Source organism: Nocardia sp. NPDC052566 (assembly GCF_044547285.1).
In the GTDB taxonomy this organism is placed as follows: Bacteria; Actinomycetota; Actinomycetes; order Mycobacteriales; family Mycobacteriaceae; genus Nocardia.
This window is the reverse complement of record NZ_JBIUAF010000006.1, coordinates 933,317-946,227: the sequence shown is the minus strand read 5'-3', so window position 1 is coordinate 946,227 and position 12,911 is coordinate 933,317. Positions and strand designations below refer to the sequence as shown.

At 67.4% G+C, this 12,911-nt stretch carries 13 protein-coding genes; 7 read left to right on the top strand and 6 right to left on the bottom strand.

Annotated elements, in window-relative coordinates; genetic code table 11:
- Positions 1–60: 60 nt before the first annotated feature.
- Complete coding sequence (locus ACIG5A_RS34285) at positions 61–651, top strand: NADPH-dependent FMN reductase (RefSeq protein WP_397247780.1); 591 nt, start codon at positions 61–63, stop codon at positions 649–651.
- A gap of 112 nt (positions 652–763) precedes the next feature.
- On the top strand, positions 764–1,561 hold the full coding sequence (hisN, locus tag ACIG5A_RS34280) for a histidinol-phosphatase (protein WP_397247778.1): 798 nt from the start codon (positions 764–766) through the stop codon (positions 1,559–1,561).
- Here hisN and ACIG5A_RS34275 read toward each other — a convergent pair.
- The 3 genes from ACIG5A_RS34275 to ACIG5A_RS34265 form a co-directional block, all read right to left on the bottom strand.
- A complete protein-coding gene (locus ACIG5A_RS34275) occupies positions 1,554–2,066 on the bottom strand; it encodes a GNAT family N-acetyltransferase (RefSeq protein ID WP_397247775.1) in 513 nt (170 codons plus the stop codon). The genes hisN and ACIG5A_RS34275 overlap by 8 nt on opposite strands.
- A 198-nt stretch (positions 2,067–2,264) precedes the next feature.
- Positions 2,265–3,239: an SMP-30/gluconolactonase/LRE family protein gene (locus tag ACIG5A_RS34270; protein ID WP_397247773.1), complete on the bottom strand. Its 975-nt coding sequence runs from the start codon at positions 3,237–3,239 to the stop codon at positions 2,265–2,267.
- Between the two features lie 95 nt (positions 3,240–3,334).
- On the bottom strand, positions 3,335–5,053 hold the full coding sequence (locus tag ACIG5A_RS34265) for a hypothetical protein (protein ID WP_397247771.1): 1,719 nt from the start codon (positions 5,051–5,053) through the stop codon (positions 3,335–3,337).
- A 149-nt stretch (positions 5,054–5,202) separates the two neighbouring features.
- On the opposite strand from ACIG5A_RS34265, the gene ACIG5A_RS34260 reads away from it, so the two are divergent.
- The 3 genes from ACIG5A_RS34260 (at position 5,203) to ACIG5A_RS34250 (ending at position 8,489) form a co-directional block, all read left to right on the top strand.
- Positions 5,203–6,597 carry an acyl-CoA dehydrogenase family protein gene (locus ACIG5A_RS34260; protein WP_397247769.1) on the top strand — a complete coding sequence of 465 codons (1,395 nt, stop codon included), beginning with the start codon at positions 5,203–5,205 and terminating at the stop codon, positions 6,595–6,597.
- Between the two features lie 110 nt (positions 6,598–6,707).
- Positions 6,708–7,937, top strand: a complete 1,230-nt coding sequence (locus ACIG5A_RS34255) for an acyl-CoA dehydrogenase family protein (protein WP_397247767.1) — start codon at positions 6,708–6,710, stop codon at positions 7,935–7,937.
- Positions 7,938–8,051: 114 nt separating this feature from the next.
- Positions 8,052–8,489 carry a pyridoxamine 5'-phosphate oxidase family protein gene (locus ACIG5A_RS34250; RefSeq protein ID WP_397247765.1) on the top strand — a complete coding sequence of 146 codons (438 nt, stop codon included), beginning with the start codon at positions 8,052–8,054 and terminating at the stop codon, positions 8,487–8,489.
- Between the two features lie 71 nt (positions 8,490–8,560).
- On the opposite strand, the gene ACIG5A_RS34245 is transcribed toward ACIG5A_RS34250, so the two are convergent.
- Positions 8,561–9,127 carry a hypothetical protein gene (locus tag ACIG5A_RS34245; protein WP_397247763.1) on the bottom strand — a complete coding sequence of 189 codons (567 nt, stop codon included), beginning with the start codon at positions 9,125–9,127 and terminating at the stop codon, positions 8,561–8,563.
- Between the two features lie 615 nt (positions 9,128–9,742).
- Here ACIG5A_RS34245 and ACIG5A_RS34240 point away from each other — a divergent pair.
- A complete protein-coding gene (locus ACIG5A_RS34240) occupies positions 9,743–10,387 on the top strand; it encodes a hypothetical protein (protein WP_397247761.1) in 645 nt (214 codons plus the stop codon).
- Between the two features lie 55 nt (positions 10,388–10,442).
- On the top strand, positions 10,443–10,943 hold the full coding sequence (locus tag ACIG5A_RS34235; protein ID WP_397247759.1) for an ArsR/SmtB family transcription factor: 501 nt from the start codon (positions 10,443–10,445) through the stop codon (positions 10,941–10,943).
- On the opposite strand, the gene ACIG5A_RS34230 is transcribed toward ACIG5A_RS34235, so the two are convergent.
- On the bottom strand, positions 10,940–11,611 hold the full coding sequence (locus ACIG5A_RS34230) for a hypothetical protein (protein ID WP_397247757.1): 672 nt from the start codon (positions 11,609–11,611) through the stop codon (positions 10,940–10,942). The two genes, ACIG5A_RS34235 and ACIG5A_RS34230, sit on opposite strands and share 4 nt — an antisense overlap.
- Before the next feature lie 110 nt (positions 11,612–11,721).
- Entirely contained in the window at positions 11,722–12,681 is a 960-nt protein-coding gene (locus ACIG5A_RS34225) for an acyl-ACP desaturase (protein ID WP_397247755.1), read from the bottom strand.
- Between the last annotated feature and the right edge of the window lie 230 nt (positions 12,682–12,911).

Genomic DNA, 12,911 nt, shown 5'->3' with positions numbered 1-12,911 from the left:
GGGCCGCAAAGTCGTTGTCGGCGGCCGATCGAGGTCGCCGGGAACTACGAAGGAGTCATCATGACCAGCACGCCTCTGCGCCTCGCGGTGATCATCGGCAGCGTCCGGGAGGGCCGCTTCGGCCCGGTGGTCGCCCACTGGTTCGCCGAGCAGGCCCGCCGCCACGACGCCTTCGAGGTCGATGTGATCGACCTGGCCGACTACCAGTTGCCGCACGCGCTGCCCGCGGTGTCGCCGCTGATGGAACCGAATCCGGTGCGTCCCGCGGGTACCGAGGAATTGGCCGAGCGCCTGGCCGCCGCCGACGCGATGGTGATCGTCACCCCCGATATCAACCGCAGCTTCCCCGCCTCGCTGAAGACCGCCATCGACTGGCATTACACCCAGTGGGGCCGCAAGACCATCGGCTTCGTCGGATACGGCGGCAACAGCGGCGGCCTGCTCGCCATCGAGGGCCTGCGCCAGGTCTTCAACGAGCTCAATGCCCACACGCTGCGCGAATACGTCACGTTCCCGCGCTACTTCCTCCTCTTCGACGAGCAGGGCGACCTGCGCGATCCGGCGGAACCGGCCGCGGCGGCCGAGACCATGCTCGACCAGTTGCACTGGTGGACAAGCACTCTCACCGCAGCCCGAGTGGCGTCGGCCTGAGGTCGAGCGGAGCGGGGCCGATGGCGCGGCGCCCGCGTTTTCCGGGCAAGAGTCGGCTCCGATACGCACCGGCGAGCGCGAGCCGATATCCGGTGCTCGATAGGGTTTGCCCGTGGCTGCACACTCCTCCGATCTCGAACTTGCCCTGCGCCTGGCCGATGCGGCCGACGCGATCACCAGGGCGCGCTTCGGCGCGCTCGACCTGAAGGTGGACGCGAAGCCGGACCTGACACCGGTGTCGGACGCCGACCTCGCGGTGGAGCAGGCGCTGCGCGAGGTGCTCGGGGCCGAGCGACCCGGCGATTCGGTGCTCGGCGAGGAGTTCGGCGGCGATGTCGAGTTCAGCGGTCGCCAGTGGGTGATCGACCCGATCGACGGCACCAAGAACTTCGTGCGCGGCGTGCCGATCTGGTCGACACTGATCGCGCTGCTGGAAGACGGCGTTCCGGTGGTCGGCGTGGTGAGCGCGCCCGCACTGGCCAGGCGCTGGTGGGCGGCGGCGGGCGCGGGTGCCTTCACCCGCTTCGAATCCGGTGCACCGAAACAGATTTCGGTTTCCGCGGTCGGCAAGCTCGACGCCGCGAGCCTCGCCTTCTCCAGCCTTTCCGGCTGGCGCGACCGTGGCCTCCGCGACAACTTCATCGCACTCACCGACGAGGTGTGGCGGGTACGCGGCTATGGCGACTTCCTCAGCTACTGCCTGCTGGCCGAGGGCGCAGTCGACATCGCCACCGAACCCGAGGTCTCCCTGTGGGATCTGGCCGCACTGGACATCCTGATCCGCGAGGCGGGCGGCACCTTCACCGCCCTCGACGGCACACCCGGCCCGCACGGTGGCGACGCCATCGCCACCAACGGCCTCCTCCACGACAAGGTCCTCACTCGCCTGCTGAGTGGCAATGCTATGTGAGTGACTTTTCCATGAGGACTACCCGGTCGGTGCCGTGGAACTGCGGTGGCAGGGGGGCCTCGCGGATTTCCATGAAGCCGTGAGTGGCGTAGTACTTGCGGAGGGCGCGGCTGTCGGCGGCGGTGTCCAGGCGTTGCACCGTGATGCCTTGGGCGAGCGTACGTTCCGCGCAGAATTGGATGATGCGCGCGCCGAGGTCGTTGCCGCGGTTTTCGGGGGCGACCATGAGGCCGTGGATATAACCCGCCTCGGCGTCGTCGGCGCCCCAGAAGTCCGGATCGCTCCAGACCAGCCGGACCGCCGCGGTGAGCACGCCGGATTCGTCGCGCCAGACGAACCATTCGCCGCGCGCCGATTCCACGGTCACCATCTCGGGCGTGTACTCGCCCGGCACCCATTGCGCGATACCGTTGTCGACCATCCACTGGGCCAGGCGATCACGCAGCCGGGCGATATCGGCGGCGTCATCGGCGGTGGCTACGACCATGGGCGCTGCTGCGGGCATTCTCACTCCTCGAACTCGGACTGAGTCGACGCTACCGCGCGACCGCGCACCACCTGGTACACCAGGTGGACACGTCTTTCCCGGCGACAGTGACCCTCCACATCCCGACGGCGGTACACGACCGCTGGCCTGCGCCCGAGCCGTACCGTTTCGGCCATCAGTGCGACTGAGTGCGCCCCGCGCGAGTACCAGCGCGGCTCAGGCGTTCTCGGACCAACGCCGCGGATCCGCCGGGGTGAGGTCGAATCCCGCGGGCGGGCGCAGGCGGCGCAGTGTGCCGTCCATGCTGGTGACGTACAGCGCCCAGGCATCGCCGTCACGGACGATGCGGACGGAGGTCGCGCCGTCCGGCGGGTTACGCAGCGCGCCGGGTTTGATCAGGCCGGTGATGATCGCGCATGCCGCGCCGGTCGCGGTATCCACCTGGTAGACAGCGCCTTCGAGATGATCGGCGACGAACAGTTCGCCCGCGCGGGTCGCCTCCATATCGTCAGGGACGGCGAGCAGGGTCGGCGGGCCCGCGACGACGGTCGGATTGTTCGGGTCGTCCAGCGGGATGCGGAAAACGCGCAGGGTCAGGTTGTCGGTGTAGACGGATTTACCGTCGGGTGCGAGCGCGAGCCCGTTGGTCAGCGGCAGCGAGGACCAGGTCCGGGTGTATTCACCGGTCGATGGCCGGTAGCGGGCGATGCCGGTGGGCGGGCCGTGGAAACCGAGGGTGGTGAACAGCAGATCGCCGTCCGGCAGCAACAGCAACCCGTTCGGGCCGTTCAGGTCGGTGAGCAGGGTGGTGACCTCGCGGGTCTGGATGTCGTAGCGCTCCAGGGTGCCCGGCGGGACATCCGCACCGTCGCCGGTGAGGAAGTAGACATACCGGCCGGCGACCCGGACGCCCGCGGGATTGCTCAGCCCGGTCACCAGCTTCTCGAAGTTCCCCACCGCGTCGACGTGCGCGAAGAATCCGTCGAGGATGCCCGTGACGTAGAACCCGCCCGCACCGTCGGAGTCGAGATTCTCCAAATTCCCGACACCGCTGACCACGGTATCCGCGGTCCATCCGCTCGCGCACGATACGGACGCCGATGCGCTCGGCGCACCCGCGCAGATGCCCGCCGCCAACGTGGCGGCCAGCACCGCGCCTCGAATTCGACCGCTCCCCAGCCCTTTTATCACGGGTGGAACCTAGCGCGGAGGGATCTTCATGATCAACAGGAACTGACCTAAGCCCTCTCGCGATTCACTTACCCGAGTTCCTGATGATCATGAGGTCAGCTCAGGTGCTTCACCTGTGCCCAGAGTTCGGACCAGGGAGCGCGCGGCGCGCGACAGAGAAAGATCGGCCTGCCCTGTTCGTCGTTGTCGAGAGCGCGGCCGTTGTCGATGCGGCCCGCGGCCTCGATATCGGCGAACAGGTGCGCCAGGCGTTCTCGCGGGATACCGACCGCGATGACCACACTCGCGGTGTCGCTCGGCGGACCCCACCACCAGTACGAGTTATGGCCGGAGTGCGGCGTCGGCAAGTTGTAGGGCGCGCCGTACCGCTCGATGGCGCCCGCCTCACCGTAATTCGCGGTCAGGATCGCGACGTCCGCGCCGAGCTTCGCGCGAACCTCGCCGATCTCGCGCGCGAATTCGGGCCAGCCGACCGTCTCACCGGCGTCGTAGTTCACCGCGAGTACCGGCGAATCCTTCAGTGTCGCAACGGGAAGCACCGGCAGGAACAGCAATGCGCCGAGGACGGCGTTCACCGTCACCACCGAACCGACCGCCGCCGAGCGAATCCGCCGCCGGCCGGCCCACGCGGCCACCGGCACGGACCCGGCGGCCAGCAGAATCGGATACATGTTGCCGAGGTAGTAGGCCTTACCGCTGGTGACCGCGAACAGCACGAACAGCACGACATAGCTCAATGCGACAGCACGATAACGGCTTTCCCGCCACAGCCGCCACCAGCCGAATACCCACAGCGGAACCAGCAGCGGCCCCATCAGCCCGAACTGCAACAGCACGAACATGATCGGCGAATTCGAGGTCCCCGACGAGCCACCCGCGATAGCCCTGCTCAGCTCCAGCTGCGGCCAGCCGTTGCGTGCCTGCCACCACAGCCAGGGCAGCCACAGCGCCACCGCGATACCGATGCTCGCCGGAAAGTACTTGGTGGCGAACACCTTCCGCGGCCCGACCAGCAGCAGCGATACCAGCAGCGCGGCCGCCGGGAAGATCAGCAGGAACTTGTTCTCCAGCCCGATCCCCACCACCACGCCGATCACAAGCCACCACCGAGCCGCACCCGGCACCGACCGATCGCCGCCATCGGACAACCGACTGCCGACTAGACGCCCCCACCGGCCAGCATCCCCGCGCCCTGCACCGTCCCCCCGGCCCGATTCGCCACCTGTGCGCTCCACCCTGCCCACTCGGCGTCGCCACCGGCCCGCAACCACGCGCCCCGCACTCCCCTCCCCACCCGACTCGTCACCCTCGCGCCGCACCCTGGCGACTCGGTCCGCACCCTCGCGTTCCGTCCCGCCGCCCGAATTCGGTGCGGGCGGGGCGCCTTCGCTCGCGGGAACCGGGTTGCCGCGCAACAGTTTCAGCATCAACAAGCAGATCACTGCCCACGTGGCCAGGTCGAACACCACCGTGCTCAGTGTGTGCCCGGCCCCCATCAGCAATGCCGCGCTGGCCACCGCGGCAGCGGCCAGCGTCTGCGCGCCGCGCCCGCCGCCGAGTTCGCGCGCCATCAATCCGGCGCAGACCACCACCAGGGTGGCGGCCAGGATGGCCGGAACGCGCAGCAGCAGTAACGAATCGGCATCGATTGCCGACATGGCGCGAGCAAGCAACGGGGTGATCAGCGGCTGATCCGAGTACGCCCAATCCAGGTGCCTGCCCGCCGCCAGGAAGTACAACTCGTCCCGGTGATAGCCGTAGCGGGTGGCCGTTGAGGTGAGCAGCGTGGCAAAAAGCACCGCGACAACTGGCACTCGACCAGGGTCGCACGGCGTACGGCATGCTTCCTTACGAATCGGACAAATAACGCACGTGGACGCAGTTCTTACTCTGGAGTAAGATAGCCTTACTCAGGAGTAAGATAGCTGGGACCAGACCTCACCCCACCCATCCGAGAAAACAGGTGATGATGAGCACTCGAGACAGCGCAACGACGCGACGTCCAGACACGTCCGCGGTCGGCCTCAACCATCCCAAACGGGACTGGATGGGGGCGGCGATGCGGGTGATGACGACCCTCACCGGGTCGGAGCTCGCCGAGAAGTACAACCTGCGCAAGCCGATCGAGCGAGTCACCTACGAGGGCACCAAGACCGGCTTCCGCACCCTGGGCGCGGCGACCCGCGCCTTCAGCAAGGTCGCCGGCGGCGGTGCGCCGAAGCGGCTGGCCGACAACGAGTCCAAGACCAAGGACTACTTCGACCTCACCCCCAGCGACGAGCAGCAGATGATCGTCGAGACGGTGCGTGAATTCGCCGCCGAGATCCTGCGCCCGGCCGCCTACGAGGCCGATAACGCCGCGAAGGCGCCGCGCGATCTGCTGGAGCGGGCCGCCGAGCTCGGCATCACCATGATCAACGTGCCCGAGGAGCTCGAAGGCGCGGCCTCCGAGCGCGGCGCGGTCACCAATTCCCTTGTCGCCGAGGCACTCGCGCACGGCGATATGGGTCTCGCCCTGCCCATCCTCGCGCCGAGCGGTGTCGCGGTCGCCCTGTCCCAGTGGGGCACCGACGCGCAGCAGCAGACCTACCTGCCCGCCTTCACCAGCGACGCCGTACCGCAGGCCTCCGTGGTGATCACCGAGCCGCGCGCACTGTTCGATCCGTTCGCGTTGCAGACCAAGGCCGTTCGCTCGCCGAGCGGTTTCCGGCTCAACGGCGTCAAGAGCCTGGTGCCCGCCGCCGCGGACGCCGAGCTATTCGTGATCGCCGCCGAACTCGACGGGCGCCCCGCGCTGTTCATCGTCGAGTCCGACGCGCCGGGCCTGGTCGTCGAGGCCGATCCGAGCATGGGGCTGCGTGCCGCCGGTCTCGGCAGGCTGATCCTGGACAACGTCGCGGTGCCCGCCGACGCCATCCTCGGCGACGGCGACTCCAAGTCGCGCGCCGAGGACTACGCGGACGCCGTGCGCCTGGCCCGCCTGGGCTGGGCCTCGCTCGCCGCGGGCACCGGACAGGCCGTGCTCGACTACGTGATCCCCTACGTCAACGAGCGCGAGGCGTTCGGCGAGCCCATCTCGCACCGCCAGGCGGTGGCGTTCATGGTCGCCAACATCGCCATCGAACTCGACGGCCTGCGGCTCGTGACCCTGCGGGGTGCGTCACGCGCGGAGCAGGGCCTGTCGTTCGCACGCGAGGCGGCGCTGGCGCGCAAGCTCGCCACCGACAAGGGCATGCAGATCGGCCTCGACGGCGTGCAGCTGCTCGGCGGCCACGGCTTCACCAAGGAACACCCGGTCGAGCGCTGGTACCGCGATCTGCGGGCCATCGGCGTCGCCGAAGGTGTCGTGCTCATCTAACCGGCCGGTTCCTTAACTTCCCGCGGCGCGAGCGTCAGGCCTGGAGGAGGCCGCGCAGCATAACCACGGAAGGCCCGGGAGCGCCGCCATCCAATACAGGAGACATCACCATGATCAATCTCGAACTCCCCAAGAAGCTGCGGGCCAGCGCCAACCAGGCCCATCAGGTCGCCCAGGAGATCTTCCGCCCGATCTCGCGCAAGTACGACCTCGGCGAGCACGACTACCCGGTCGAGCTCGACACCATGGCCGCCATGGTCGAGGGCCTCGCCGACTCCGGCACGCAGAAGATCGGCGGCGCGGCCGGCGGCCGCTCCGACGACAGCGAGTCCGACGAGCACGCCACCGAGCTGCTCGGAAACACCAACGGCGGCAACATGTCCGCGCTGCTGAACGCGCTGGAGACCTCGTGGGGCGACGTCGGCCTGATGCTGTCGATCCCCTACCAGGGGCTCGGTAACGCGGCCATCGCGGCCGTCGCCACCGACGAGCAGCTCAAGCGCTTCGGCAAGGTGTGGGCCTCGATGGCCATCACCGAACCGTCGTTCGGCTCCGACTCCGCCGCCGTCACCACCACCGCCGTGCTCGACGGCGACGAGTGGGTGCTCAACGGCGAGAAGATCTTCGTGACCGCGGGCCAGCGGTCCACCCACATCGTGGTGTGGGCGTCGGTCGACAAGAGCCTGGGCCGCGCGGCGATCAAGTCGTTCGTCGTGCCGCGTGACGCTCCCGGCCTCTCGGTGGCGCGGCTCGAGCACAAGCTCGGCATCAAGGCCTCCGATACCGCCGTACTGCTGTTGCAGGACTGCCGGATTCCGAAAGACAACATCCTCGGCAGCCCGGAAGTCAACGTGGAGAAGGGTTTTGCCGGGGTCATGCAGACCTTCGACAACACCCGTCCGCTGGTCGCCGCGATGGCCGTCGGTGTCGCGCGCGCCGCGCTCGAGGAGCTGCGTGCCATCCTGACCGACGCCGGTGTCGAGATCTCCTACGACACCCCGCCGAACAACCAGCACGCCGCGGCCGCCGAATTCCTGCGCATGGAAGCCGATTACGAGTCCGCCTACCTGCTGTCGCTGCGCGCGGCGTGGATGGCCGACAACAAGAAGCCCAACTCGCTCGAGGCCTCCATGTCCAAGGCGAAGGCGGGCCGCACCGGCACCGACGTCACCCTCAAGTCCGTCGAACTCGCCGGCTCCATCGGCTACTCCCAGCGCACCCTCCTGGAGAAGTGGGGCCGCGACTCGAAGATCCTCGACATCTTCGAAGGCACCCAGCAGATCCAGCAGCTCATCGTGGCCCGCCGCGTACTCGGCAAGACCAGCTCCGAGCTGAAATAACCTGGTAGACAACGCAAACCGGCGCGAGTCCAGCCATGGATTCGCGCCGGTCGAACTTGCTCGACGTTCGGCTTCACCGGAACCTCGACATCGAATCCGGCTAGCCTGTTGGTTATGCGTCCGATGACTCGAGAGGAACGAGAGGCCTTCCTCGCAGAACCGTTCGTCGGAATCCTGAGCGTGACGGCCGAACCGGAACGCGCCCCGCTGACCACCCCGATCTGGTACGAGTATCAGCCGGGCGGACTCGTCAAGGTGATCACGCCCGCCGGTCTGCGCAAAGCCCGGCTCATCGAGGAGGCGGGCCGGTTCGCATTGTGCGTGCAGGTGGCCGTTGTCGACGACTACCGGTACGTGTCGGTGGAGGGTCCGGTGACCGAGATCACGCCGGCCTCGAAGCAAGCGGGCTACGACATGGCCGCACGCTACATGGGACCGGACCGCGCCACCGCCTATGTGAACGCGACAGAGCAGACCGGGTCCGGCAACGTCGTGATCCACATGCGGCCGGAACGGTGGAATGCCGTCGACTTCAGGGTACTGCTCGACTAGCCGAGCTGAAATAGTCTGTCGCACAACGGAAATCGGCGTCGGCCCGCTCTCGGGTCAGCGCCGGTTTCAGGTCAGCGGTGGCCCTGGAGGATGCGGGTGGCGGTTTTGGTGGCGTGGAAGGGGTCGTCGCGAAGGGCTACCAGTTCGGTGTAGGCGGGGCAGGGGGTGCGGGGGCCGGGGAAGGTCAGCCATTTGCGGAAGGTGGCGCCGCGGAAGACGCTGTGCATGACCAGGAGGCGGTGGGTGCCGCAGTTGGGGGCGGATTCGGCGGCTTCGGCGAGGGGTGCGCAGGCTTGAAACATGCGTCGAACCTGTTGGGCGGCAAGCTCATTGTCCTCGTATACGCCGCCGTAAAGGGTTTGCGCGAAGAGGATGAGCGGGCCCGAAACCAGGTGGTAGGTGATGGCGTAGGAGTTGACTCCGTGGCCCGCGTGGCTGACCGCCACATAGTCGGGCACCCACGACCGCATCGCCGGGTTCGGGTAGTCGAACATGTACATCTCGAACGGCGAGATCAGCCGAGTCGCATACGCACACTTGTCCACCCGAACCAGCCGCGAACGAAACCGCTCCGGCACCGGCGGCTCCCCCAGCCCGTACTTGTCGAACACCCGGCACATCTCCCCGAACCCATCCATACCCGAACATCGCCGCTAGGCGCGCAAAGGTTTACACGGCACCGAGTCCGATCGAGGGCGTCGCAGATCTGCGACAAGTGGTTCGGATTTGCGACACGGACGCTAGAATCGACTCGTCACGCAAGTGATGGTGGCGGGCAGGGCGCCGCTCCTACGACGCCCCACCCTGAGGGTCACCTGGTCCTCAACCACCGGACCAAGCAGTAGAACACTCCGGCAACCGCGGCAATACCGATGATGACGGCTGCCCGGTTGACCGGAGGCTCTTCCTTATGGTGTTTCCCCATAGACCCCACCTCCTCCCTGGGCACGGCGCTGGACCAAGCCAGAGCCACCGCCCCGCGGGAGGAGGTGGGGACACCATATCGGTAAGTACCAACAACTTTCGGGCGCATTCGCAAATTCGTGCGAATGCGCTCGTTTCACAACTTGACGTCTGATCGACGCAAATCACCCGCACATCTCCAGTCAGTACGCACGCCCAGACCACAACTGAATTACCACCCCCAAAAAGGGCGCTGAGCGGTTGCTGTAACGAACTGGGCATTTGGTCCGAACAATTCACCGGATGAATTTTCCACCGATGCTGCACCGGAGATTGAGGGAGAACTGGTTATGCAACGACTGCGTCTTACGCGCCGCTTCAGCACCGCACTCGCCGCGACAGCGGCGCTCGCGGTGGTCTTCGCCGGGCCCGCGACCGCGGGCCCCGCCACCGACTCGGGCACCGTCGACTGGGCGGATGCCACGCAGAAGCTGCGGGCGGCGGCGGCCGGGAATCCGGCGGCCGAACTGGCCGTCGATCAGCTTGCCGCCTCGGGGCGGATGCCCGCCGCGAATCAGGTGGCGCTGCCCGCCCAGCCGTTCCAGATCCCGGCGAACTCCGATATCGGCCGCGGCGACGGTCCCGGGGTGTACGGGTCGGGCATCGCGCTCGGCATCGACGGATTCCGCTTCGGCTTCTTCGGCGGACCGGGCACCATCGCCCCGAATCAGGCGGGCGCGAAGCTCGAGGTGCTCTGGATCAACCTGTCGAACGGACGCAGCGGCACCGAGGTGCTGTACGAGCACAACGACGTTCCCGTCGACACCACGATCCGTACCCGCGCGCTGGATACCGGCGGCGGACTGATCGTCGCGGCGGTCTACGGCAGCCTGTGGCACCGCTGGTCGGTACCGGTCAGCGACGCCAACCCGGACGGCTTCCAGTACCAGAAGGGCACGATCTCGCAGCCGTCCTTCGGCGCCGTCTACAACTGAGGTTGTTTGCGGGCAACCCCTTGTCGGCAAATAGCCAGTTCCGTAACTTTGCACCATGGGTCTGGAACATCGAGTCGCCGAACTCGAACGACGGCTCGGCGCGCTCGAATCAGAGGGGAACGGGATCGCGGACGCGGCGGCGCCGCGGTGGGCGCTGACCCGGTTGCGGGAGGAGTTCACCGCGGCGGAGGAGCCGAACGGCGGGGTGATGTTCGCGGGCACGGTGCGCCTGCCGACCGATGAGCTGTACGGCTGGCAGGCGCAGTTCAGCACCGGCGACATCATCGATGACGGCGACTGGTCCGAGGCCGCCGATTGCCTTGCGGCGCTGGCGAGTCCGGTGCGACTACGCCTGCTCCGCGAGATCATCGGCGGCCACCGCACCGCGGCCGAATTGGTCGGCCTGGAAGGGGTCGGCACCTCGGCCGAGGTGTACCAGCATCTGCGTCAGCTGGCCGCGGTCGGCTGGCTGCACACCGCGGGCCTCGGGCGGTTCGAGGTCCCCGAGGGCAGGGTGGTGCCGCTGCTTGTCGCGCTGGCGAGCGCCAGGCGCTAGCAGGCGTAGGCCTCGCCGACCGTATCGCGAGGATTGGCCTGTTTCTGGAAGCAACCGAACGGGACGATGCCCGCATCGCTCATCCGCACACCCGATTTCGCGGTCGGATCGACGCAGTACAGACCGGTGCTGTCCATCCGGCAGCTGTAATCACCGAACGCGAGCCGGTTTCCGTAGGAGAGCTCGGGTCCGCGGCCACGAATAAAGGGGCCGGGATCGCCGTGCGGCGAGCCGACGGTCATTTCCGCACGGTCGTAATAGACCCAGCCGCCGACCCAATTCCCGATCGTGTCCGCCGGTTTCGGCGGCGGATTCTTCAGCGCGACAATGCACGACATTCCGGTGTAGTACTGCAGGTAGGTGGTGCAGGTGATCTTTCCGGAGGGGCTGGAGAACGCGGTGTCCTCGCCGAGGTCGGTGCTGGCGCCGCTGTCCTGCCGGGCGGTGTGGAAGTCACCGGCGGCCGGACTGCCCGCCTTGATCCAGGCCACGACCTCGGCGATCGGCGCGCCCGGCGCCGGGGCCGCCTTGGCCTGCGCGGAGGTCGACACGGCCGGTTGACTGGTCACCGGCGGCGTGGAACCGGACGTGCCGTGCGACGAATGGTCCGTGCCTGCGGCACAGCCCGCCGTCAACAGGACGAGGGCAGCTAGGGTCGCGATGCGCATGAGGGAACCATAGCGTCCGCACCCACGGACCACCGGATGCCGGAACCGCCCCGCATTTCCTGCCGGAAAGTCGTGCGGCACAGCCGGATTCGACAAGCCCGGCGCGTCGCCTACTTCTCGGCGGCGACCCGCCTGGCCGCCTCACGCATCAGGATCCGATCGCGCCGCTCCTCGAACTTGGCCGCGTCGCGCTCCAACTGCTCCAGGAATACGGCGAGCTCTTCCCGGCACTGTTCGCCACGAGCGCTGAAATCGGTGCGCCCGAAGACATTCCACTTGCGCAGCACCGGCATCACCACCTCGTCGAGGTGCTGGCGCCGATCATAGATGCCGTGTTTGGCCAGCAGCGCCGCGTTGCGGCGGAAGTCCGGCATGCCGATGCCCGGCATCTGGAACCTGCGCACGATGAGCGAAATCGCTTCCAGCGCTTGATCGGGCACGAGATCCAGCGCGGCGGCGCACATATTGCGATAGAAGATCATGTGCAGGTTCTCGTCGGCGGCGATGCGCTGGAGCATGCGGTCGGCGATCGGGTCGTCGCAGACCTTGCCGGTATTGCGATGGCTGACCCTGGTCGCCAACTCCTGGAAGGTCACATACGAGACGCCGAGCAGGAAATTCGTATCGTCCCAGGCGTTCGGGGTGTCGGCGCCCTTGGTCATATGCGCCATCCGCGCCTGCTCCAGCGCGACCGGGTCGACGCCGCGAGTCACCACCAGGTAGTCGCGCAGCACGATGCCGTGCCGGTTCTCCTCGGCGGTCCAGCGCCCGACCCAGGTGCCCCACGCGCCGTCGCGGGAGAAGTTCTCGGAGATCTCACGATGGTAGGAGGGCAGGTTGTCCTCGGTGAGCAGGTTGGTGATCATGGCGGCCCGCGCCACATCGGAGAGCCGTGATTGCGCGGGATCCCAATCCGCACCGCCCATTTCGGCGAAGTTGCGCCCCTCGTCCCAGGGCACGTAGTCGTGTGGATGCCAGCTCTTGGCCATGGACAGGTGACGGTCGACCTCGCGTGCGGCAATCGGCTCGAGCTCGATGAGCAGCTCCAATTGCGTCAGGTCCCTTGGCATCTCCGAATTCCTTCCGGTCGCGCCTACCCTGCACTGCAGAATAGGCACATCGAAACGAAAGCGAAACCGCTTCGAACGCAGCGAATTCGGAGCATCACCGCCGCGGTGCGAATTCCGGGCGCGGCGCGGATCTGCCGCGCCGCACCCGCACACCGAATTCGCGTCGATATCGCCGGCACGATCCGCGCGCAAATTTCGGCGCGATCGGCGAGCTAACTCGGGCAGTCGCC